Raw genomic sequence first — 22,897 nt, 5'->3', positions numbered from 1 at the left:
ACAGAGGCCATACAGGAGTTAAAACAAGAGGTTGAGCTAAGATGAAGACTGTAGAGGGTCAGAGCAAAGCTCTGACCCTGTAAAATTACCAGTTCAGGATCACTTTGCCGGACTGACCTGAGCACATAATCTCAAAACCTTCCTTGTAGTTTTCCATTGGCATTTCGTGGGTGACTATTGGGCTTAAATCCAGGCCTGACTGAATTAAGCTGGCCATTTTGTACCAGGTTTCAAACATTTCGCGACCATAAATACCCTTGATCACCAGGCCTTTAAAAATCACTTTGTTCCAGTCCACCGCCATATCTGAAGGTGGAATACCCAGCATGGCAATTTTGCCACCGTGGTTGATGGTGTCTAACATGCTACGAAAGGCCGAAGGCACACCGGACATTTCCAGACCTACGTCAAAACCTTCGGTCATACCAAGCTCTTTCATCACGTCTTTTAAATCTTCTTTGCTGACGTCCACTGCACGGGTAGCACCCATTTTACGGGCCAGCTCTAAGCGGTATGGGTTCACATCAGTGATCACAATATGACGGGCACCGACATGGCGCGCGACTGCGACGGCCATAATACCGATAGGGCCAGCGCCAGTGATTAATACGTCTTCACCTACTAAGTCAAAAGACAAAGCTGTGTGCACTGCGTTGCCAAATGGGTCGAAGATGGCAGCGATATTATCCGGAATATTGTCCGGAATTTTAAAGACGTTAAAAGCCGGGATAGACAGGTATTCAGCAAAAGAACCTTCACGGTTTACGCCCACACCTATGGTGTTGCGACATAAATGCACCCGACCAGCGCGGCAATTACGGCAGAAACCACAAACTAAATGGCCCTCACCTGATACACGGTCGCCTTTGGCAAAACCACGCACTTCAGAGCCCATATCTACTACTTCACCGACATATTCGTGACCCACCACCATGCCATGAGGAATAGTGTTTTGTGCCCATTCATCCCATTTGTAGATATGCACGTCTGTGCCACAAATAGCGGTTTTTTTGATTTTGATCAGAACATCATTCGGGCCTACTTTTGGCATTTCGACTTCGGTTTGCCAAATGCCAGGTTCTGCTTTTAATTTTGCTAATGCTTTCATCATGGCGTCCTCAGGCAATTACGCCCATTTCTTTACCAATACGGATAAAGGCGCTGATGGCTTTATCCAGATGTACTTTGTCGTGAGCAGCAGAGATCTGAGTGCGGATACGCGCCTGATCTTTTGGCACTACAGGGAAAGAGAATCCCACCACATAAATACCTTCAGCGAGCATTCGACGCGCCATTTCAGCTGCTACTTTGGCATCACCTAACATCACAGGAATAATAGCGTGATCTTTGCCTGCCAGCGTAAAACCAGCGGCTGACATTTTTTCGCGGAAGTAACTGACGTTGTCCCACAATTTAGCGCGCAGGGCGTCACCGTTTGCCAGTAAATCCAGTACTTTGATGGACGCTGTGACAATAGAAGGCGCTAAAGAATTAGAGAATAAATAAGGACGTGAACGCTGGCGTAACCATTCAATCACTTCTTTTTTGCCTGAGGTGTAACCACCTGATGCACCACCTAAAGCTTTGCCTAAAGTGCCGGTAATAATATCAACACGGTCCAGCACATCGCAGTATTCGTGAGTGCCACGGCCATTTTTACCAACAAAACCTACAGCATGGCTGTCATCGACCATCACCAGCGCATTGTATTTATCGGCTAAATCACAAATGGATTTTAAGTCAGCAATCACGCCATCCATAGAAAACACGCCGTCTGTGGCTATCAGTTTAAAACGGGCGCCATCTGCGTCTGCTTGTTTCAACTGAGCTTCTAATTCGGCCATATCGTTATTGGCATAACGGTAACGTTTGGCTTTACATAAACGCACACCGTCGATAATAGAGGCATGGTTTAACGAATCGGAAATCACCGCGTCTTCAGCACCTAAAATGGTTTCGAACAAACCACCGTTGGCATCAAAGCAAGAGGAATACAAAATAGTGTCTTCAGTGCCTAAAAAGCCGCTGATTTTTTGTTCCAGTTCTTTGTGAATATCCTGAGTACCACAGATAAAACGTACAGAAGCCACACCAAAACCGTGGGAATCCAGACCTTGCTGGGCGGCTTTAATCAGCTCCGGGTTATTGGCTAAACCTAAGTAGTTGTTGGCACAAAAATTTAAGACTTGTTCATGACCTACGGTCACTGTTGCTTGTTGCTGCGAGCTGATCACTCGTTCGGCTTTGTACAGGCCTTGCACTTTTACGTCTTCTATTTGTTGTTGTAAGTGTGCAAGGAAAGGAGTCGTTCGCATAACTTTCTCCAGAAAGGCTGAGGGCTTGGTAAAATCCGCCGTATTGTAATCACTATGTCGGGGCGATGCAGCGCTTTTCTGTCAGAAAAGGCTGCAGATCGGATTAGTTGCGTAGCAAATAGTTGCCAGCGGACCGTTAAATAGTCTGATCACCAGACAAAGCCTGATAGTGCTGCTGCAGTTTTTCGATACGAGGCAGAGCCTGAGCTGTGGCATAAGGCTTAAATAACAGCAGCACTTTTAATACCCCAAGATAAGCCTGTTCTTTACTCATCACAGTCTGCGGCTCCTGGGTTTTTAAGTAACTGATCCAGAAGGTCACCACGAGCTTGATGGTATGAGCGAAATTGGCAATATCGGCATCATCTATCGCAATCACATCTGCCTTTTTTAATGCACTGAGTACAGAAATCACTTTTGCTAACACCGCCTTTTGCACTGCCAGGTAATCCTGCTGCAAGGCTTGGTCCCGCGACAAAATATCTGGCAGGTTGGCGTAAAAAAAATGAAAACGCCACATCAGCTCAAATACCACATCCAGATACTGGGCCAACGAATCCAGGGCCTCTGATGGCTGACTGGGCGGTTGTAGCCTGCTATCCAGTAACTTGGCGTATTCGCGGAAAATATTCCGCACTATGTCTTCTTTGTTACGAAAGTGGTAATACAGATTACCAGGGCTGATACCCAAATGCGCCGCTATATGATTGGTGGTGATACAACGTTCACCCTGCTGATTAAATAACTCGATACTCGCCTGCAGTATCTTGTCTTTGGTTCTTAGCTTCTTATCCATCCGCGTATTTCTTTTTATTTATTTTTTATTAATTTGCTATAGTAACGCCAATTCGATTAAAAACTCTAGTCGTGTATTTAAGCAGCACAGGGATGACCATAAAACAATGAAAACCAAAGCGATTTATCCCGGCACTTTTGACCCTTTAACGAATGGGCACAGTGACTTAGTACAAAGGGCTGCACTTTTGTTTGATCAGGTCATAGTGGCTGTAGCTGCTAACCCCAGCAAGCAACCGCTGTTTACGCTCGCAGAACGGGTTCAACTGGCACAACAATGTTTTGCCGATCTGCCGAATGTAGCAGTAGTGGGTTTTTCCGGTTTACTGGCCGATTTTGCTAAACAGAATCAGGCTCAGGTGCTGTTGCGTGGTGTACGGGCTGTGGCCGACTTTGAATATGAGTTTCAGCTCGCCAGCATGAACCGTCAGCTCAACCCGGATTTAGACAGTTTATTTATGACACCTTCAGAAAAAAACACCTTTATCTCTTCCACTTTAGTGAAAGAAGTAGCCCGCCATGGTGGCGATGTCAGCCGTTTTGTCGCCTCTCATGTTGAACAGGCATTAAAGCAAAAGTTTACCGCAGTTTAATTTGATATACGGATTCTGGTCCTCATGAAAAAACTTAAGTACAGCACTTTTACTCTGGCTTTTCTGGCTTTGTCAGCACAAGCAACCCCCTGGATGGATACTCAGGACAACTACCTGCGCCAGTCACTGCAAACTTTGTCTCACGCAGGTTTAATCAGCGGCCCGGTTAATACCTATCCTTTGATGTGGAAGAATATTGCCAAAGATTTAGCACAAGCTCCGAACCGCCGCTACAGCGAAGAAGTGACTTTTGCACTTGCTCATGTGCGTAAAGCTCTGAATGTCAACGAAAGTGATAAAACTGCAGGTATTAAACTTAAAGCCAATTCAGAGCAAATGGGTATTCAGAGTTTTGGTGAAACCTATCAGGACCAAGCCAGTATCACAGCGTTCAGCGAGTTTCAGAATGATATCTTTGCTGGCCGCTCTGAAGTACGTTACCGCAAACGCCATGATGGCAGCACAGAACAGGATTTAACCTACGACAACAGCTATCTGGCGGCCTTGTTAGGAAACTGGGTATTGTCGGTCGATCAGATCAGTACCTGGTGGGGACCAGGCCAACAAAGCGCCTTGTTGCAAAGCAACAACGCCAGGCCATTACCTTCAATACGTTTAAGTCGCCATGGTTGGGACCCTATAGATTTGCCAGTATTGAACTGGTTAGGGCCATGGAGTTTCACTACTTTTATCGGCTTAGGTGAACACCAAAGTCCGATCAGTCAAACCCGCTACTGGGGTGGCCGTTTTAACTTCAGACCTGCTGCGGCTCTGGAATTGGGTATATCACGAGTCAGTCAATGGGGTGGCCAGGGAAAAAACAATGGCTTTGGTGACTGGTGGGATATGCTTATCAATAAAGACGAAGCTGCCGCAAACTCTGATCAAAGAGCCGCGCTAGACTTAAGTTACCACTTTAATCTGCTAAATCTGCCGCTGACGGCTTATATTGAACTGGCCGATGATGATAACGCAAAAGGTTTACCGGATAACCCTTTGCTGCTGGCTGGCATTCGCAGTTACTGGGGCAATAGCTCAGGCATCCACACCGTAAATATGGAGTATTCAGATACTTATATTGATTGTCCGGATACAGTAGTGAAAGGTAATTGTGCTTATCAGGGCGAGTTATACCCTCAGGGTTACAGCAGATACGGCCGTGTGATTGGCAGCGGTTATGGCAAAGACGCTCGCGTATTAAGTGCTGGTTATCATTACCAGACGTATGACGGCATCAGTTGGTCAGGCCATCTGTATCTGGCCAATTATTATGACGATGCGGGCAACAGCGAACAAAGCTGGCAAGCCAAAGCTGAACACAGACGGCCATTTTTTAATGGTTTGCTGAGTCTGCAGTTACGTTATCTGGATCAATCACCCGTATTGCCGGAAGGTGCTGACGAAGTGGCTGCAGCCACTACCTGGGAATACAGGTTTTAGTCAAATGGGGTCAGATCACATTGTTAACAGTTAACAATGTGATCTGACCCCGATTTATTCGCAACCATCCCTGGTGCTCACCCTCACGGGCCAATGCTTCGCATTGTTAAACATTGTTCCTGACAATGTTTTTTATAACTTAATGATTATATTGCGTTTATACAGCAGCAGTGACAGATACCAGAAGCCAATCACATGCAGCAGCGCAAACACAAAAGACGCCAGCCTGGCTGGGAACACTAAAGCTAATTGCTCAAAACCCCACTGATACAAAGAGACTGAACCAGCCTCTGCCTGTATAAAAATCAACTGGCCAATAAGCACAGCCCAGAGCCAGGACAAAATATAAATAAAGAGTGGATTAGTGCCGTAGACTTTTAAAGGTTCAGCCATGCCAGTCCAGCCTTTGATATCAATACACCAGACCAAAGCTGCTAACAGCAACAAAATTAAACCACTGCTCAGCGCCAGATAACTGCCGGACCATAAGGCTTTATTGATGGGCCAAAGCCAATGCCAAAGCAAAGCCAGAACCACCAGAACCAGACCAGCCAGTAATAACAGACGCAAGGCGTGGTGCTGCTGTTTGCCCTGTAAAAACGAGGCTGTACCAAAACCAATCAAGACAGCCACCACACAAGGCAGAGTGTTTAAGAAGCCTTCAGGATCAAAAGCCACACCAAAACCCTGATACAAATGAGCAGCACCAAAAATGGCTAAATCCCATTGCCGCACCAGATTGTGCTCCAGGCTATAAGGCAATTCACCACCACCCAGCACCAGCGCTAACCAATACAACAACACTAAAGCCACAGCAACAAAAGGCAGATAACTGCGTTTTACCGTCAATATCAACAGGGCAGCCAGCCAATAGGCTAAACCTATACGTTGCAATACACCGGGCAAACGTAATTCGGCCAGATCCACACTAAAAGGCACGTAGTTCAGCAACACACCAATACCAATTAACTTTAAGGCCCTGCTGCTGACCCGCCACAGGCTTTGTTTGGATAAGACTGCAGTTTTCAGCGAATAAAACATCGCTGCCCCCACCACAAACAAAAAGGTGGGGAAGACGATATCTGCAAAGGTAAAACCATCCCAGGGAGCATGCAAAAGTGGTGTATAGACATGCTGCCAGGATCCTGGAGTATTGACCAGGATCATCAAGGCAATGGCTAAGCCTCTTAACGCATCCAGCGCATAAAAACGTGGTGAAGACATAAAGGCGCCTTTAACAAATTAAGAGCTTTTCCAGCTGGTGAGCTTATGCCCCTTCAACGCATAAAACAGGATAAAGGCATAACAAGGCAACATCACCAGATAAGCGCCCTGCTGCCCTAAAGCTGTGCCGCTGGCAAGGCCCCAAAACAATGGACCAAAAGCGCCGCCAGCAATGCCCATAATCAGTAAAGCCGAACCAATACTGGTTAAAGTGCCAAGACCTGATAAAGCCAGAGGCCAGACCGCAGGCCAGACAATGGCATTGGCTAAACCCAGAATGGCGATAAATAACAAGGCGTCTGGCAAAGCTGTGCCGCCAAAAGGCACCAGCAGCGCATTCGCAATAAAGTAAGAGTTGGTATCGCCAAAGACTATAGCCAGAGTTAAAACTAAGCCTAAGACGGCGGAAACTGCCAAAGCTTTTTGCTGGGATAACACCCGGGGAATAAGAAGAATACCCAAAATGTAACCCACGACCATACAAGCCATAGTATAAGAAGTCATCACAGTGTAACGTTCAACACCAAGCGACAAGGCAAACAAACCTATGGTGTCGCCCGCTATCACTTCAACGGCCACATAAACAAATAACGACAGTACACCCAGCACTAAGGCTGGTTTAGCCAAAACAGCTTTTAACTGCTCGACACCAGTTCCTGTGCCTGACTCTTTTTCCAGTTCAGGCAAAGGTGAGTATTTTACAGCCAAACCCAATAAGCCTAAGAAGGCAGCCAATCCTAAATAAGGAAACACCAGGCTGGCGGCCATAGCGTCAATTTGTTCCGGGGTCAGAGCTGTATCTACAGGAGCGGTAAAACCACTGACAATCAAAGCCGTAAACACCAAAGGAGCCGCCACACCAGCAGTTTTGTTCAGAATCCCCATAATACTGATACGAACAGCTGCAGTTTCTTCAGGGCCAATTTTGACTACATAGGGATTCACCGCTGTTTGTAATAAGGTTTGGCCTGTACCAATCACCAATTGAGCCAGCAAAAACAAAGCAAAGGTTTGAGTTTGGGCGGCAGGAATATACAAAAGGCCCGCCAGCATCATTATAGCCATACCCAATGCCATACCATTTTTATAACCTACTTTGCGGATCAGCCAGGCTGATGGCAAAGCGGTAAAAGTAACGGCAATATAAAAGGAAAACAGCACCAGGGATGCCTGTAATGGCGTTAACTGCAGCATTTGTTTTAAATAGGGCATTAAAGAGCCATTAAGCCAGGTGGCAAAACCCAGCACAAAAAACAGCATGGCCACTATGACCATAGGCAAAACGCCACTACGCGCCTTGGGGGTATCGACTGTCATTTCCATAATTCCTTCCTGTTGCTTTAATAATTATTATTGTGTTGAATTTATTGGGTATATTTGTAGCTTCTATTCGATAAAAGCCTGACCTTCCAGCCAGCACTGCTGCACCAGCCCTTGTTCATTGAGCAGTACCAGATCAGCTTTGGCTCCAACTTGAATGAATCCACGTTCAGAGCTGATGCCTAAAAACTCGGCTGGGTATAAAGACGCCATACGCACAGCTTCACCTTGTTCCAGACCTAACTCTTGGATGGCATAAGCCACAGCACTGGCCATATCCAGTACTGACCCGGCTAAATTGCCGTTTAAATTGGTTAATTTATTGCCGTCACGTATAACTTTGCCGTCAAAAAAATCAAATTCGGTCTGACTGGTGCCCACAGGCGACATCGCATCTGTCACTATCAGTAATTTGCCTTTGGGTTTAGCCGCTAAGGCCACTTTGACCGCCAGCGGATGCACATGAAAACCATCTAAAATAATGCCACACCAGCTGTGAGGATCGGCAAGAGCCGCCCCTACTACTCCCGGCTCACGCGAAGTTAAAGGCGACATTGCATTGTATAAATGAGTAAAACCAGTTGCTCCTGCCGCAAGAGCGGCTTGCACTGTGGCAGCATCTGCGTTGCTGTGACCTAAACATACAATCACATCAGCTTTCACTAACTCTTTAATTTGTTCAGGACTGATGTTCTCAGGTGCCACAGTGACCAGCTTAATACCCAGATCAGTGCGGCGGTAAATCGCCAGCTCAGCTTCTGATAAAGGCCGGATATGAGGTTCAGGGTGCACACCTTTTTTAGGAACAGATAAATGCGGGCCTTCAAAATGCACCCCTAAAATACCAGGCTCTTTAGTGGCGATAGCCTGAGCTATCACATCAGCAGCTTGTTGCATCACAGCAACTGAATCAGTGATTACTGTAGGTAAAAGTGTTGTGCTGCCAAACTGAGCATGGGCTTTAACCATAATGCGCAGCGCTTCGAGACTGGTATTCGTATTAAATAAAGCACCACCGCCACCATTGACCTGCACATCAATAAAACCCGGCACCAGAGCACCTTGCAGTACGGCACCATTGGCTGGTTGAATCGAGTGAATGCGGCCAGCTTCGATAGTTAAAGTGACATTTTGTTGCCAGTTCTGACCATCAAATAGCCGGGCTACTGAAATCTGCTGCATCAACACCTCATCAGACCGTTTTAGTGACTTTGTTCAGGCCAGGAGGCGCATCCGGATTGACACCACGGCTGCGTGCCACGGCTTCAACATCCAGATAAAAACGCTGTAATAAGGCCAGTGGTAATACCCGCGGATTAGATAACAAATCGGCATGATGCAAATGCACAATACGGGCACCACGGCTACGCACTTCAGCAATTTGTGCCTGATGAGCGGCATTGGCTTCATCTGCTACGCTGACGTCAACAATAGCAAACTGATCTTTCACTAAAGTCACAGGACCATGCAGGAACTCAGCGCTGGAAAAGGCTTCAGCATGAATGCCACAGACTTCTTTGAGTTTCAGCGCAATTTCACGGCTGATGGCATAACCAGGGCCACGGCCTAACACCACCAGATGTTTCACTCCGTCCAGAGATTCTGCGGTTAACTGAGCAGGTAATTCGATAGCCCGTTCCAGTAATTCAGGCAGGCTCACTACGGCATCCTGCAACTGGTTATTGCCAGACCATGCGGCAACCAACTGCAATAAAGCACTTAAAGTAGCTAAATAACTTTTTGTCGCTGCAACAGCTTTTTCAGCACCCACATTCAGTGGAATCACCTGATCGGCTTGTTCAGCTAAAGGTGAAGTTTCATCATTCACCAATGCAATGACTAAAGCACCAGCCGCCTTAGCCATGGCGACCTGAGCCAGAATATCCGGGCTTCTGCCTGATTGTGAAATCACCAGTACCAGAGCACCTGTTAAATCCAGTTGTTTGTTGTATACGCTGGCAATAGAAGGAGCAGCAGCTGCAACAGGTAAACCTATTTCAATTTCAATCAGATACTTGGCAAAGACACCGGCATGATCAGATGAACCACGACCTACCATATAGACATAACGTGGCTGCTTTTGCTTGATCAACCTTACTATGTCGGCAATGCGACTGGCGTTGGCCGCTAATTGTTCACGGATCCGGCTTGGTGCTTCCGCAGCTTCCTGCGCCATAATAGTTTGGGTCATCATTGGGTTACTCACTGCTTAAAGTTAAAATATTTGTTAATAAATAGCTAAGAAATACGTTGAGCTTTTTGCTGGCGCTGTTTAGCAAACCAGACGGCACCAAATTCTGGCGTAGCCAAAGCCGGTGTCACTTTTTGCTGCACTTCTGCCGCCAGATAAGGCTGTAACTTATGCGCCAAACCACCAATCAGGGATAAACGGGGTGGATTGATACCTAACAAACGTTGGGCTATAGCGCTGATATGAGCCGCTGCTTGCTGCACTATTTGCTGCGCCAAAACATCGCCCTGATCAGCGGCAGTAAATACCAGAGGAGCATATTTGGCATAAGTAGTTGGAGTGGCATGCATAAAGAAATCGACCAGAGCCAGGGTCTGACTGAGCTTTAATTCACTGCATAACAAATCAGTCAGCAGTGTTTGTGGGCCTAATAAGTCTTTGGCTAACAGCACATGATGCACCATTTGCAAACCTATCCAGGCACCACTGCCGTTATCGCCATAAGGAAAACCGTGGCCACCCACTTCAACCAACTGGCCTTTGACATCAGCCAGACCACAAGAGCCTGTGCCAGCAATAATCACAGCACCATCACCGCCCTGATGAGCACCAATACAGGCCACATGCAAATCGCTGGTTAAATGCAACTGTGCAAAAGGATGCTGCCATTCTGAGAAAATACGATAATATTCAGGCATATTGACGCCAGCCAAGCCGGCACCAACAATAAGTTTGGACATATCTTTAAAAGCCATACCAGCACAAGTCAAAGCTTGTTGGGTCGCGGCCAGAATAGAGTCGGTTGCGACTTTCATGCCACGTAACGGATTGGCCGGGCCAGATAAGCCCTCACCTATTACCTGATTGTCTTCTGTGACTATGATGACCCGACATTTACTGCCTCCACCATCTACACCTAAATAAAACGGGCCATCATAGCCTACTGCTGTAGTCATCCTACCAACCTCGTTGCATTGTCCGCTGGTCAGCTTTAATCCGATCCGATTAAGCTTTCACCTGTTGCTGTCCATTATTTCATCAAAAACCGAATTGACAGCGTTGTCATTTTTTCAATTCAGCATATAATAATTTTGACAAATAACAAGACCCTTGTTTAAAAATCGAGCTTAATTTTTCGAAATAAGCAAGAAATGAAATATATTTATATTTAAAATCAATCAATTAGAAGAGGTCCATCTTGTCATTGTTCTGTCACTTTGCGCGTCGGAAAGACACCAGATGCCAGAGTCATTTACATAAAATCCATCAGGGAATAGCCCGCGGTGATAGTGTACCGCTGTTTAGGGGAGCGTGCGATGAAGTATTTTTTACTACTATGGCTTTGTATTAGTTACTTTTTTAGCGGACAAGTTCAGGCTTTTACTCAGGCTGAACTTGCAGAATTTGCCAAAAATACTGAACTAAAGTTTGCGGTCAAAAGCAATTTTACGTCAGCTACAGTGCAAAAAAGTCAGGTTGAACTGATTCTGAGTAATAAGTCATCCCAGACTTTGAGTGCAGGAGCTGGCAATTGGGCACTGTATTTTCATGCCATCCGAAAACAGGAAGGCGCTGAGCAGCATGGTTTGATACTGCAGCATGTGCAAGGCGACTTACATAGCCTGAGCCCTGGCAAAAACTTTAAAGGTTTAAAACCGGGTGAACAGTTACGCCTTACTTTTTCTCCGTCTTCTTTTATGGTCAGTTACAGCGACTGGATGCCACGGGCTTTTATTACCGCCAAAGGCTTAAAACCCGAAATCTTTGCCAATACAGATACCGAAGATTTCAGCCGTTTTGTTGAAGCTTATACCAAACCAGAGCAGTTGCAGCGTTTTAATAACCCCTCGCCGGATTTATACCCTGTAGCCACCAGCCAAAGCCGTTTTGTGGCGAATCAGCAGCAACTGTCGGCTTTTAAAAAACCAGAACAATTATCTATAGTGCCCAGCCCACAACAAATCAGCTATCAGCGCGGCCAAACAAAACTTAGTGCTGACTGGGTGATTTATCACAGTGGCCGTTTAACCTCTGAAGCGACTTATTTACAGCAACAACTGCAGAAAATTTCAGGCTTATCACTTAGTTTAACCACCAAGGCGCCAGCCAAAAATCAGCCTCATATAGCGTTAGGTGTGAAGGCGGTGAAAGACAAAGCTGAAGGTTACCAGTTGGTGATCGACGATAAACAAATAAGCTTAAGTGGCAATGATAATGCAGGAGCTTTTTATGCAGTGCAAAGCTTGCTGGCATTGCTGCCGGTAGAGGGTGAACGTACTGTTTTACCGAATCTGACTATCACCGACTGGCCACGTTTTGGCTGGCGTGGTTTGCATTACGATATGGCGCGTAATTTCCACGGTAAAGAAGTGACATTACGTATGATCGATCAGCTGGCGCGTTATAAGTTAAATAAGCTGCATCTGCATTTAACTGAAGATGAAGGCTGGCGCATCGAGATCCCGGGCTTGCCTGAACTGACTCAGATAGGTGCAAATCGCTGTTTTGATTTATCCGAGCGCAACTGTCTGCTGACTCAGTTGGGTACTGGCCCTTTTACATCAGGCAACGGCAATGGCTATTACAGCACGGCAGACTTTATTGAGATCTTAAAATACGCAGCAGAGCGCCATATCGAAATCATTCCGGAAATTGATATGCCAGGACATGCCAGAGCTGCGGTAAAAGCTATGCAGGCCCGTTATCTGACACTGAAAGAACAAGGTAAAGAAGCTGAAGCGACACAGTATTTGTTGTCCGATCCGCAGGATCAGTCGAAATACATGACGGTGCAGTACTACAACGACAACTCTATCAATGTCTGCCTGCCCTCCACTTACGCTTTTGTAGACAAAGTCATTTATGAGCTGCAACAAATGTACCGTCAGGCCGGTTTAAAACTCAGCACCTTTCATATGGGTGGAGATGAAACTGGTGCAGGTTCATGGACTGCTTCTCCTGCCTGTGCTCAGCTGATAGCCACACCAGACAGTGGGGTTGCAGGTGTTGCCGATTTAAAACCTTATTTTGTGGCTAAAGTAGCGCAGCTGGCAGCCAACAGACAGCTGACCTTAGGTGGCTGGGAAGATGGTTTAATGTATGACGCTAAAAATCCCTTTAACCGTCAGCAATTTGCCAACGAAAATGTGTATGCCAATGTCTGGGATAATATCTGGGAATGGGGTGTAGGTGATCGCGCCCACCGTTTAGCCAATGCTGGTTATCAGGTGGTGTTGTCACACGGTACCCATTTGTATTTTGACCACCCTTACGAAGTGCATCCGGAGGAACGTGGTTACTACTGGGCCTCCCGCTTTACTGATGTGGCCAAGGTATTTGGTTATATGCCAGATCACTTATACGCCAATGCCGATAAAACCCGTGAGGGCCAGGTCATTGAAAATTTAGAGGTTTTGCTAGGTCAGGAACTGCCAGGCTTGGAAAAACCAGAAAATATTCTGGGTATTCAGGGCCAGATCTGGACTGAAACGATCAGGACAGCAGAACAATTAGAACAAATGCTGTATCCACGCTTGCTGGCACTGGCTGAGCGGGCCTGGCACAAAGCAAAGTGGGAAGCTGAAAAGCCTGACACAAAAGCCAGACAACAAGACTGGCAACGCTTCGGCTGGACCTTAACCCAAAAGGAATTACCCCGTTTAGCAGAAGCCGGTGTGGCTTTGTATCTGCCACCACCAGGTGCAGTGCTGCAGGATGGCTTATTGCTTGCCAACAGCGCCTGGCCTGGTTTAGTCATTGAATACAGCGAAGATCAGGGCCAAAGCTGGTTGCCTTATACTGAAGCAGTCAAGGTTAGCAGCAACTTACTGCTGCGGACTAAAGCGAAAAATGGTGCCACCAGCAGAGTAACTCAGCTGGATTAGCTACCTGAAAAAGGGGTCAGATCACATTGTTAACAGTTAACAATGTGATCTGACCCCAATATTTGTTCCATCATCCAGCTGGTTTTTAGCGCCGTGTTTCCTGTAGAAGGATGACCTGTACCATGCAGCAGATCCTGCACCATAGCCTGAATATGGTAAAACTGGATATTTTCCGGATGCGGTATATCCAAACTTAACTGCTGCTCTGTGCTAAACAGCTGTACTGGCTCATGTTCAAACACCGAAAACTCAATCCGGCCTTTGCTGCCATAAATCACGACTTTATCATTGCGCTCAGATGCGGCAAAGTTCCAGAACCCAGTGCCTAAACAACCCGATTGAAATTGCCAGACGGCAGCGACTGCATCTTCTGCAGCATAAAGCTTTTGCTGATTTGTACTGATACCTCGTACATCCGACACATCACCCAGCAGGTACAGCAATAAATCCAGGCCATGACTGGCTAAATCAATAAAATAACCACCACCAGCTTTTGCCGGATCGGTTCGCCAGTTGTACTGCCCTGCTAAATCAGCCGCATTTGGCATACGGCTGAAACTCCATTGCACCTGACGGGGTGTGCCAATCAGGTCCTGCTCCAGCCATTCTTTGATTTTTAAAAAACGTGGCAAAGAACGACGGTAATAAGCCACATACAAAGGCAGTTGTTTTTGTTCAAAAACATGGGTCATTTCAATACATTCTGCAGTATTTAAAGCCATAGGTTTTTCAACACAACAAATTTTCCCTGCCTCAGCTACCAGCAAAGCATAGTCTTTGTGGCTATCAGGTGGAGTAGCAATATACACAGCATCCACTTCGGGGTCGTTGATGAGCTGTATTGCATCGTCATACCAGCGTGGCACCTGATGACGTTTGGCATAGTCTTCAGCCTTGGCCGCATCGCGACGCATCACAGCAACCAGACTGGAGTGCCCTGCTTTATTAAAAGCCGGGCCACTTTTTAGCTCAGTGACATTGCCACAACCAATAATTCCCCAACGGATTTGTTTCATCTTTACCTGTCCTTCCACTGCATTTAACGCACTTTAAAGAAGCCATCAAGCTATTTCCAGTGCAACATGCTCCGACACAAAGCTAAAAAACACCAGGTCACAACCCAGATGGTGATCTGCACAGACTGCATACAAAAAAAAAGAGGATACTGCAGGCAGTATCCTCAAAGATCCCTTGGATAAGGATTGGCAAATAAAACACAACCTCCATGTCTGCTGGTGAACCCTGTTGACCAACTACCAATCAACATGACTCTGACGAGGGAGAAAACAACAATCAGACCCCAGCAAGCTTCTGATTGCCCCGTTCCTTACAACTTACTGCCGTCAGACAAAGACCACAGAAAAGTAACTCTTCACAAATATGACAACGCTGTCATAATCATATTATGTACTTTTTTTCGCCGAATCAAGCGTTTTTTACACAAAAACAACATTAATAGTAAAAAACTGAAATGTGGATAAACAGAAAAATAGTCAGCAGATAAACTAACGACAATTAAAGGGGGAGTTCAGGTAAACAACAAGCAGCACCTACTGTGCTGCTTGTTCAATGGGGCAGGATCAGGCTGTTTTAGCTACGGCTTTGTTGGCTCGTTCACCTAAACGCTGCACTTGCTGCAATGACATTAAATGTGCATAAATTGCTGGCATCAGACCACGTTTGTTTAAATCAAGTAACTGCTCATCAGACAATGAATTTAATTTTTTCTCGTCGACAATATAGATCCCAGATATTTCACGTGGCTTGCCTTCAAGCGTGATAGTTAAAGTCTGAGGAACTAACAATTCCATATCAGCCAAAACTTTGTTAAAAGCTCTGGTGTTTTGGGACTGCATAAAAAATTCGCGCATCGAATCAACACGGGATTTAAGGAAATCGGACTCGGTGCCGTCTTCGTTAAATAAAGCATGGCCTGTTTCAGTATTAACCATTGGGTTGGATTCAACCAAAGCAACAAGTAACTGCCCTTCTTTGCTTGGATCGTCAGCCAGAATTAACGGGTGATTCCACAACACTTTTGGTACATAAAAACCTTGCCATTGACCTTCTGCAACCATCAGGTTTTCGCCTGTTTTGAGTCCCAGCATAGCCACAACATCGAAACGCTCAGACGCAGAATCTTTAATAAAAACAATCGGCATTTCCGCGCCAATACGGACGAATTCCTGAACTACTACAGGCACAATATGCTGATCTTGTGCAAAGGCGAAAGCATTGGCAATGTTGATTTTTGTTTGGGCGTGTTTTTCTTTTTGTAGCGGAGCAATTTGCAGTGACATGAATGAAACCTCTTAACACATTCAACAATAAAAGCCTGACATGAGGCCGTGATAAATTTACCGCAATGAGTGCGTGTAAAACTGAGGCCTCAACTTACCTCAGAAATCCACCCGATACCAGATCCATCTGGCATCTCCACAAAAAACTTTCACCGCTGCAATTCGCACTGCACCACAACAGTAACAAATAAAGAAACCAGACAAACCGAAAAGGCAGCGGTTAGCAAAGCTCATCTTATGCAAATGAGCCACAGTTATAGTTTTGGCATGCCGTACTGATAGACCTTATCAATCAATTCCCTATGTGTAGGTAATTGTTGTCGCAGTACCGCAGTGGTGCGATCAATTTCAGCAAATAACTGTTGTGCGCTGTGTTTATCCGGATAACTGCTCAGGTTATGGCTGATGTCGGTATTAAACTTCATGCCATACAAAACAAACAAATAGCTGTCGAGTACAAAAGGTTCAAACGCATAATCAAAATCATACTTGCCAGGCGGGTGCAGTCGCCAATGAGCCAGGCGCTGCTGTAAGGATTGAGGAATTGAGCTGTCTGCACAGTTATCCACCCAATAAGCCGTATCACGGCGCTGACTGATACAATAGTGCAGTTTGATAAAATCGATGCTTTTATCCCAGCGTAACTTAAAGGTGTCGTTGAATTTTTTCTCGACGTAACCCAGTGCAGCACTGCTGCGAGGAAACTGATCTGCCAGCATATTTGCCGCGGCTTCAATCAAAAAAATAGCTGACGCTTCCAGTGGTTCTATAAAGGCAGCGGACATACCAATAGCCACACAGTTTTTGCGCCAAAACTGCTGCCGATAACCCAGGTTCAGTTTTATTTTTCTGGCCTCAAGCCCCTCTGCCTGCTCACCTACATGCTGTCGCAGTATCTGCTCAGCACGCTCATCTGTGCTGTGCGCGCTGGAGTAAACGTAACCCACACCACGTCTGTTATGTAAACCTATATCCCAGGTCCAACCTGCTTCATGTGCTGTAGCTATGGTATGGGTGGCTATTGGCCAATCTGCCGCTGGATAAGGCACTTGCATCGCCAGGGCGGTGTCATTAAAAATAATGTCGTTAATGCCATGCCAGCCCACACCCAGGGCTTCACCTAATAACAGTGCTTTACTACCAGTGCAATCAACAAAAAAGTCTCCCTTGATCTCACCCATGCTGTCGGTTAGTACACTGGCAATGGCACCACAAGTATGCATACGCACCTGCTGCACATTGGCAGAAATAAAACCTACTGACAGTTTCTCTGTGCAATGCTTTTTCATAAAAGCGGCAAACTTCACCGCATTAAAGTGATAAGCGTAATTTTGTAGTGCCGCATAAGCAGGAGTGGTAATTTTTTTTGGTGCCAGTCCAAGCTGACAAATACGGCTTTGCGATGCCACAGCTAAATCATAAGGTAATTCTGAAGCCCCCTGCAGCCAGTAAGGCGCCAGATTAAAGTCATAAGATGAGTGAAAAACTGCACTAAGCGGATGAAAATAGCTGTGTTTTTCGCCAGCAGCTGGTGTGTGTTGCCAGTTCACAAACTCAGCGCCCTGTTTGAAGGTGGCGTCGCATTCACGCATAAATTCACCTTCATCCACGCCAACACTCTGCAACGTAGTCCGCATGGTTGGCCAGGTGCCTTCGCCAACGCCGATAATAGGAATATCCGGCGATTCAATCACTGTGATCTGCACGCTGCCCTCCTTGCCGGCATTCAGCTTTTTCGCCAGAATAGCCGCCGTTAACCAACCTGCAGTGCCGCCACCTACAATAACAATGTCGTCCAGAGTTGACTTCAACATAAGGCTATTCCTTTATCATTGTGAGCGCGCAACCAAAGGCGACAACTGGTTCATCGACATCAATACTGCATGCACTGCCAGCAAGCTGTTATTCGCCCGCAGAGACAACCATTGTTGATCAGTTAATTGCGCCAGTCGTTGCTCATTAATCACATAGAGTCCGGTCAGGTCATAAGCTTCAGCGCCTTGCGGCGTCAAAGTCAGAGTTCTGGCAACCAGCAACTCAAGCTCAAGCAGACGCTGAATAAACTGCTGCGTAAGGTTGACACTTTGGGCCTGAGCTATGGCGGAGCGCGCTCTTTGCTGAAGGTAGTCAGTCCCTTTATCAGCGTCAAACAATGGATGACCCGATTGCTGGTTAAACAAGCTGCTTTGGGCATCAACCACAATAATATATTCAGCTGACGGCTTATCAGCCTGCACCGCCAGCAGCGGATAATTACGTAACGCCTGAGGTGTATAACCAGCCTGCCAGCCTGTTTCATGCCAATACAAATTTTGTCCGGGCCTGATGCCAGTCATCACGCAGGCGCGAAACTGACCTGTATTGCTGTCTTTGACAAAAACAATGGGGAGATGTGCTGCAGCTGCGGCAAATTCATTGACCTCCAGCGGTACTATATGGGCAGATTTCATATGCGAAAACAGCGTATCTTCTTGCAGTTTGTAGTGCTGATGTTGCTGGCTGTCCAGCGCTATAAGTTGAGTCATTGTTATTATTTCCGCTTCACATCTGCATCTAGAGCGCAGAAAAACCATACTGATAAATTTTTGCCAGCAGCTCCCGCTGAGCCGGCAGTTCCTGTTGCAGCTGCTTAGTCAACTGCTGCACCCGCTGAAAATACATAGCAGCCTTGTCGCCTTGCCGGTAACGTTGCGGGTCTGCCAATTGCTGTTTAAAGCCCATGCCATACAATACATATTGGTAACTTTCCATTGGGAAGGGTTCGTACACATGAGCAAAGTCATAAGCGCTGACGGGCTGAGTTTGCCAGCTTTGCAATACATCCTGAAGCGATTGGGGTATCAATTGCTTTGCCCTGGCAGCTTGCCAGAAGGGTTCTGTCCGGCCGGATAAAGCATAATGCAACTTAATGAAATCGATGGTCTTTTGCCAGCGGAACAAAAAAGACGTATTAAACTTATGCTCTGCCAGTGGCAGGTTCTGCTTCAAGGCTGGCAGCTGATCGGCCAGCATATTAGCCGCCGCTTCAATCAGAAAAATCGCCGATGCTTCCAGGGGCTCAACAAAAGCCGCAGACAAGCCTATTGCAACACAGTTTTTATGCCAGAACTTTTCGCGATAGCCGACCTGCATCGCAAGTTTTCTGGCAGCCAGTGCATCCGCTGCCGGGCCAATATAACGCCGCAAGCATTGTTCTGCTTCATCGTGAGACACATAGTCGCTGCTGTAGACATAACCCACACCACGGCGATTAGTTAAGCCTATATCCCAAATCCAACCAGCGGCCTGAGCAGTAGAGTGGGTGCAGGCGTTGACAGGCGAGTCGGGGGCCGGGTGCGGCACCTGAATAGTCACAGCATGATCAGTCAGCAGGGTATCAGCTACAGAGCAAAAGCCCACGCCCATCGCCTTACCCAGCAATACACTCTGGAAACCTGTGCAATCCACATAAAAGTCGGCCTGCTGTGTGCCAGCTCTGTCGGTAACAATTGCAGCTATGCTGCCATCAGTCGCCAGACTGACATCAAGCACATTGGCACTGATAAACTGCACGCCCAGCTTTTGCTGTGCATGGTTTTTCAACAGCTCCGCAAATTTACCTGCATCCAGGTGATAGGCGTAGTTAAGTACACCTTCATACGCTTTATTGGTGATCTTTTTCGGCGCCAGGCCAAGCTCTGCAATGACCCCCTGGGCGCTTACCGCGCTGGCATAAGGTATAGCGTCGCCAGCACTGCCCTGCAACCAATAAGGGGCCAGATTAAATTGTGTCGGGTCGCTGACAGAGGTAAACAAATGATGATAACTGGCTGGCAACTCACTGTGCTGCCAGTTCACAAATTTGGTGCCTTGTTTAAAAGTGGCATTGCAACTGCGTAAAAAGTCTTCTTCTTTTATACCCAGCTTTTGTAATGTTGCCCGCATAGTGGGCCAGGTGCCTTCACCCACCCCAATTGTAGGAATATCCGGAGATTCTATTAAGGTAACACGGATAGCGCCTTGCCCGGCACTGTGAAACGACTGCGCCAGATTAGCCGCAGTAAGCCAGCCGGCAGTACCACCGCCAACCACCAGCACTGAACGAATTGCTTCTGTTTGCATACTGCAACCTTTAAAAACGGAACTGTTTTACGTTACTACAAAGCAGAAAAAAAGGAAGGCAGATGCCTTCCTTTTTAGCTATGGATCAGAAGCGATAAGACGCTTTCAACGCATAGCGACGGCCATTTTCTGTAATAACCCGCACTGTTTCAGCACCAGTACTGTGGCGCTGATAAGTGATCTCGTTATTCAGATTAGTGCCTTCTAACGATACATCCAACTGGTCAGTTACTTTGAACACTAATGAGGCATCAAGGAAATCCTGGGCATCAAAAGAGTCACTGCTATTCCCCAAAGCTGTACCTTCTGCGAAGAATTGACTGCGGTTGGTATAGGCTAAACGAGCAGAGAACATATCATGCTCATAATAACCTGTAACGTTAAACTGATTGCGGGATGAACCCGGCAGAATAATTTTCTCGCCGTTATCCGTCTCGCCAGTTGCATCCACGTAGGTATAGTTAAACAAGGCACCAAAACCATTACCAAAGTTGGTTTGCCACTGGAACTCAGCCCCTTCAATTTTACCGCCACGGCCCTGATCTGGCACAGACACTTCATACTCGCCTGGCACTGGCACATCGACTAAATTTTCAATAATTTTTTTCGTGCTGATAAAAGACGCAATATCTTTATTGAATACGGCAAAAGACAGTAAGGATGATTCGTTGTAATACCACTCCAGACCAATATCCGTCTGTGAAGCACGGAAAGGATCTATAGCAGGGTTACCACGAGCAGCCTGCAAACGGCCGCTGCTTGGCGGAGTATCAGGTAAGCCCTTATAGCCCGGAGCCAATTGACTGTAACCGGCACGGGTCATTACTTTAGCGGCAGACATCCGTAAAATAAGATCGTCTGACAAATCAATCGCTAGGTTTAACGATGGCAGGAAGTCACTGTAATCGCCCTTAAAGGAGTCAATACCAGTCAGGTTGCCGTTATAAGCACGACCATCCGTTTCAGTTTTTACATAGCGCACGCCCACATTACCGCGGTAGTTGTCGCCAGAGAAATTGCCCTGAACATAAGCGGCATACACATCTTCAGTGACCGAACTGAAATTAGCACGTTGCTCATTCCAGGCCGTTACTGAGTTGTTCAACGCATTCCAATACGCTTTACCATCAATTTTGACAAAACTGGTTGGTGAACCTGACGCTAATACGCCATCAAAATCTTTTAATAAGCCATCTTCAAACTGGCTGATATTGGTAATGCCATGAGCACCTAATACAGCACCATAAGAATTGTAAGTAAATTCGTGAGAACGAACTTTAACACCCGTTTCGATACTCTGGATGGCACCGTAATCCACTTCCAGTTTCAAATCGGCCTGAGCATAGGTTTCTTCGTCTTTCAGCTTGGTCCGGGCTAAGGCACCATCCTGGAAATCTTGCCAGGAGGTGTCACTCAAACTTACGCCCTTAGGTGCAAGCAACATGGCATTGGCAAGATCCATATTGACATCAACAGTGATGCCGTTGGTACCATTTATAGGTTGGCCCCATAAACCGTTGGCATTGCCACCATTGCCGCCATCCGATGAAGTGGTACCAATAACACCAGATAAAGTGTAGTTCGACGCTTCATAGTCAACACGAAGGTCCAGCACATCACTGGTCATGACCGCATTACGGGTGTTGGTATCCTGTGCCAGCCAGCCAGCTCTTGTAACAGTGCCAGTTAAAGGTAAGCCGTTAGGCGCTACGCGACCACTGGTATTGGTCATAAAGGCAGGATCTGCACCTATCACCAAAAAGTTCTGGTTGGTATTAAATGCATCCAATTTGGTACGGAACGCATGTAAAGTGAAACCTAACTGCTCTGTTGCCTGGAACTGAGCTGTGATGTCGTAAGCATCGCGTTTACGGTCCTGGTCAAAACCCGCAATACCAGCAGCTGACCAGCCCTCTTCCCAATAGTTTTCAGCTTTACGACCACGACCAATCTGCTCCAGCGTCGAAATCATTCCGAGCAAACCAAAGGTCTCGTCGTCATTTTTCCAGCTATATAAAGCAGAAGCACCCAGGCCTGTCTCATCTGCCAGAGAGTTCTGATTCGCCTCGACAGAAGCAAATAAAGTGTTGCTGTCTAAATCCAGCGGCTTGCGGGTATGCAGAATGACTGTACCACCCACACCACCTTCATCCAGTGAAGCCACTGGCGATTTATAAACTTCAAGATCTGAAATCATCTCTGATGGCATCAAATCCATATTAAAACTACGTTTGTTGGCTCCCTGAGAAAACCAGGATGTAGAGGCAACAAACTGGCCGTTCATTTGTACCTGAGTCAGTGTCGGGTCCACACCACGAATAGATACTTCGGCACCTTCACCAACAAAACCGCGGTTAATAGCAACACCGGCTATACGCTGTAAGGACTCAGCGATATTTTTATCCGGAAACTTACCTATATCTTCCGATGTAATAGCGTCGACAGTGGCAACCGCATAACGCTTCACATTTAACGAAGCTTCCTGCGAGGCTTTAATACCACGGATCTGGATCACTTCAACCTGTTGTTCTTTTTTTGCGCTTTCTTCTGCAGCCTGATCAGCCATAGTTGGAAATGCTAATACAGCAGTTCCTACCATTAAACCTAATTTGACCGCTACGGCGCACTTATTCATTTTATTGTGCAGCATAAGCTTCTCTCCCATTCCTGATTTTTTTTGTGCGATGATTTTATTGTCCTGAAACAACAGATTTTCATGATTCCATCATGACAA

At 46.5% G+C, this 22,897-nt stretch carries 17 protein-coding genes; 3 read left to right on the top strand and 14 right to left on the bottom strand.

Going from position 1 to position 22,897, the window contains the following annotated elements; genetic code table 11:
* Positions 1 to 85: 85 nt before the first annotated feature.
* The 3 genes from tdh to J2W69_RS09025 all read right to left on the bottom strand — a co-directional run bounded on the left by tdh (position 86) and on the right by J2W69_RS09025 (position 3,111).
* On the bottom strand, positions 86 to 1,111 hold the full coding sequence (gene tdh, locus J2W69_RS09035; RefSeq protein ID WP_473091924.1) for an L-threonine 3-dehydrogenase: 1,026 nt from the start codon (positions 1,109 to 1,111) through the stop codon (positions 86 to 88).
* Between the two features lie 7 nt (positions 1,112 to 1,118).
* Entirely contained in the window at positions 1,119 to 2,315 is a 1,197-nt protein-coding gene (locus J2W69_RS09030; RefSeq protein ID WP_310277023.1) for a glycine C-acetyltransferase, read from the bottom strand.
* Between the two features lie 136 nt (positions 2,316 to 2,451).
* On the bottom strand, positions 2,452 to 3,111 hold the full coding sequence (locus tag J2W69_RS09025; protein ID WP_310277020.1) for a TetR/AcrR family transcriptional regulator: 660 nt from the start codon (positions 3,109 to 3,111) through the stop codon (positions 2,452 to 2,454).
* A 106-nt stretch (positions 3,112 to 3,217) separates the two neighbouring features.
* Here J2W69_RS09025 and coaD point away from each other — a divergent pair, with 106 nt between their 5' ends.
* Positions 3,218 to 3,703, top strand: a complete 486-nt coding sequence (gene coaD, locus J2W69_RS09020) for a pantetheine-phosphate adenylyltransferase (protein WP_300927773.1) — start codon at positions 3,218 to 3,220, stop codon at positions 3,701 to 3,703.
* 24 nt (positions 3,704 to 3,727) lie between these two features.
* Positions 3,728 to 5,143, top strand: coding sequence for a capsule assembly Wzi family protein (locus J2W69_RS09015; protein WP_310277017.1), 1,416 nt, complete (start codon positions 3,728 to 3,730; stop codon positions 5,141 to 5,143).
* Between the two features lie 132 nt (positions 5,144 to 5,275).
* Here the strand turns inward: J2W69_RS09015 and J2W69_RS09010 are convergent, their stop codons facing one another.
* The 5 genes from J2W69_RS09010 to nagK form a co-directional block, all read right to left on the bottom strand.
* On the bottom strand, positions 5,276 to 6,367 hold the full coding sequence (locus J2W69_RS09010; protein WP_310277014.1) for an acyltransferase family protein: 1,092 nt from the start codon (positions 6,365 to 6,367) through the stop codon (positions 5,276 to 5,278).
* Positions 6,368 to 6,385: 18 nt separating this feature from the next.
* The gene (nagP, locus tag J2W69_RS09005) at positions 6,386 to 7,690 is read right to left on the bottom strand and encodes an N-acetylglucosamine MFS transporter NagP (protein ID WP_310277011.1); all 1,305 of its coding nucleotides are present in this window, start codon (positions 7,688 to 7,690) and stop codon (positions 6,386 to 6,388) included.
* A 63-nt stretch (positions 7,691 to 7,753) separates the two neighbouring features.
* Positions 7,754 to 8,869, bottom strand: coding sequence for an N-acetylglucosamine-6-phosphate deacetylase (gene nagA, locus J2W69_RS09000; protein WP_310277008.1), 1,116 nt, complete (start codon positions 8,867 to 8,869; stop codon positions 7,754 to 7,756).
* A gap of 10 nt (positions 8,870 to 8,879) precedes the next feature.
* Positions 8,880 to 9,881 carry a glucosamine-6-phosphate deaminase NagB-II gene (nagB-II, locus tag J2W69_RS08995; protein ID WP_310277004.1) on the bottom strand — a complete coding sequence of 334 codons (1,002 nt, stop codon included), beginning with the start codon at positions 9,879 to 9,881 and terminating at the stop codon, positions 8,880 to 8,882.
* 44 nt (positions 9,882 to 9,925) lie between these two features.
* Entirely contained in the window at positions 9,926 to 10,834 is a 909-nt protein-coding gene (gene nagK / locus J2W69_RS08990) for an N-acetylglucosamine kinase (RefSeq protein ID WP_310277001.1), read from the bottom strand.
* Between the two features lie 360 nt (positions 10,835 to 11,194).
* Here nagK and J2W69_RS08985 point away from each other — a divergent pair, with 360 nt between their 5' ends.
* Complete coding sequence (locus tag J2W69_RS08985; protein WP_310276998.1) at positions 11,195 to 13,762, top strand: family 20 glycosylhydrolase; 2,568 nt, start codon at positions 11,195 to 11,197, stop codon at positions 13,760 to 13,762.
* 29 nt (positions 13,763 to 13,791) lie between these two features.
* Here J2W69_RS08985 and J2W69_RS08980 read toward each other — a convergent pair whose 3' ends face one another.
* The 6 genes from J2W69_RS08980 to J2W69_RS08955 all read right to left on the bottom strand — a co-directional run bounded on the left by J2W69_RS08980 (position 13,792) and on the right by J2W69_RS08955 (position 22,813).
* Complete coding sequence (locus J2W69_RS08980) at positions 13,792 to 14,778, bottom strand: Gfo/Idh/MocA family protein (protein WP_310276993.1); 987 nt, start codon at positions 14,776 to 14,778, stop codon at positions 13,792 to 13,794.
* A gap of 564 nt (positions 14,779 to 15,342) precedes the next feature.
* On the bottom strand, positions 15,343 to 16,062 hold the full coding sequence (locus J2W69_RS08975) for a SapC family protein (protein WP_310276990.1): 720 nt from the start codon (positions 16,060 to 16,062) through the stop codon (positions 15,343 to 15,345).
* 254 nt (positions 16,063 to 16,316) lie between these two features.
* Positions 16,317 to 17,876 (bottom strand): tryptophan halogenase family protein, encoded by a 1,560-nt coding sequence (locus tag J2W69_RS08970; protein WP_310276987.1) that lies wholly within the window; start codon positions 17,874 to 17,876, stop codon positions 16,317 to 16,319.
* Positions 17,877 to 17,891: 15 nt separating this feature from the next.
* On the bottom strand, positions 17,892 to 18,587 hold the full coding sequence (locus J2W69_RS08965) for a SapC family protein (RefSeq protein WP_310276984.1): 696 nt from the start codon (positions 18,585 to 18,587) through the stop codon (positions 17,892 to 17,894).
* Positions 18,588 to 18,615: 28 nt separating this feature from the next.
* Entirely contained in the window at positions 18,616 to 20,163 is a 1,548-nt protein-coding gene (locus tag J2W69_RS08960; protein ID WP_310276982.1) for a tryptophan halogenase family protein, read from the bottom strand.
* An 85-nt stretch (positions 20,164 to 20,248) separates the two neighbouring features.
* Positions 20,249 to 22,813, bottom strand: a complete 2,565-nt coding sequence (locus tag J2W69_RS08955; protein ID WP_310276978.1) for a TonB-dependent receptor — start codon at positions 22,811 to 22,813, stop codon at positions 20,249 to 20,251.
* Positions 22,814 to 22,897 lie beyond the last annotated feature (84 nt).

It is taken from the genome of Rheinheimera soli (assembly GCF_031457405.1).
Lineage (GTDB): Bacteria > Pseudomonadota > Gammaproteobacteria > Enterobacterales > Alteromonadaceae > Pararheinheimera > Pararheinheimera soli_A.
Note: the sequence above shows the minus strand (reverse complement) of the source record. Positions and strands in the feature narration are given on the sequence as shown.

Coding starts and splice junctions, on each gene's coding strand:
- J2W69_RS09025 (WP_310277020.1), bottom strand. CDS start 3,111: ATGGATAAGAAGCTAAGAACCAAAGACAAGATACTGCAGGCGAGTATC.
- J2W69_RS08955 (WP_310276978.1), bottom strand. CDS start 22,813: ATGCTGCACAATAAAATGAATAAGTGCGCCGTAGCGGTCAAATTAGGT.
- J2W69_RS08960 (WP_310276982.1), bottom strand. CDS start 20,163: ATGCAAACAGAAGCAATTCGTTCAGTGCTGGTGGTTGGCGGTGGTACT.
- J2W69_RS09015 (WP_310277017.1), top strand. CDS start 3,728: ATGAAAAAACTTAAGTACAGCACTTTTACTCTGGCTTTTCTGGCTTTG.
- J2W69_RS08985 (WP_310276998.1), top strand. CDS start 11,195: ATGAAGTATTTTTTACTACTATGGCTTTGTATTAGTTACTTTTTTAGC.
- J2W69_RS08965 (WP_310276984.1), bottom strand. CDS start 18,587: ATGACTCAACTTATAGCGCTGGACAGCCAGCAACATCAGCACTACAAA.
- nagK (WP_310277001.1), bottom strand. CDS start 10,834: ATGACTACAGCAGTAGGCTATGATGGCCCGTTTTATTTAGGTGTAGAT.
- coaD (WP_300927773.1), top strand. CDS start 3,218: ATGAAAACCAAAGCGATTTATCCCGGCACTTTTGACCCTTTAACGAAT.
- nagB-II (WP_310277004.1), bottom strand. CDS start 9,881: ATGATGACCCAAACTATTATGGCGCAGGAAGCTGCGGAAGCACCAAGC.
- J2W69_RS09030 (WP_310277023.1), bottom strand. CDS start 2,315: ATGCGAACGACTCCTTTCCTTGCACACTTACAACAACAAATAGAAGAC.
- J2W69_RS08980 (WP_310276993.1), bottom strand. CDS start 14,778: ATGAAACAAATCCGTTGGGGAATTATTGGTTGTGGCAATGTCACTGAG.
- J2W69_RS09010 (WP_310277014.1), bottom strand. CDS start 6,367: ATGTCTTCACCACGTTTTTATGCGCTGGATGCGTTAAGAGGCTTAGCC.
- nagA (WP_310277008.1), bottom strand. CDS start 8,869: ATGCAGCAGATTTCAGTAGCCCGGCTATTTGATGGTCAGAACTGGCAA.
- J2W69_RS08975 (WP_310276990.1), bottom strand. CDS start 16,062: ATGTCACTGCAAATTGCTCCGCTACAAAAAGAAAAACACGCCCAAACA.
- J2W69_RS08970 (WP_310276987.1), bottom strand. CDS start 17,876: ATGTTGAAGTCAACTCTGGACGACATTGTTATTGTAGGTGGCGGCACT.
- nagP (WP_310277011.1), bottom strand. CDS start 7,690: ATGGAAATGACAGTCGATACCCCCAAGGCGCGTAGTGGCGTTTTGCCT.
- tdh (WP_473091924.1), bottom strand. CDS start 1,111: ATGATGAAAGCATTAGCAAAATTAAAAGCAGAACCTGGCATTTGGCAA.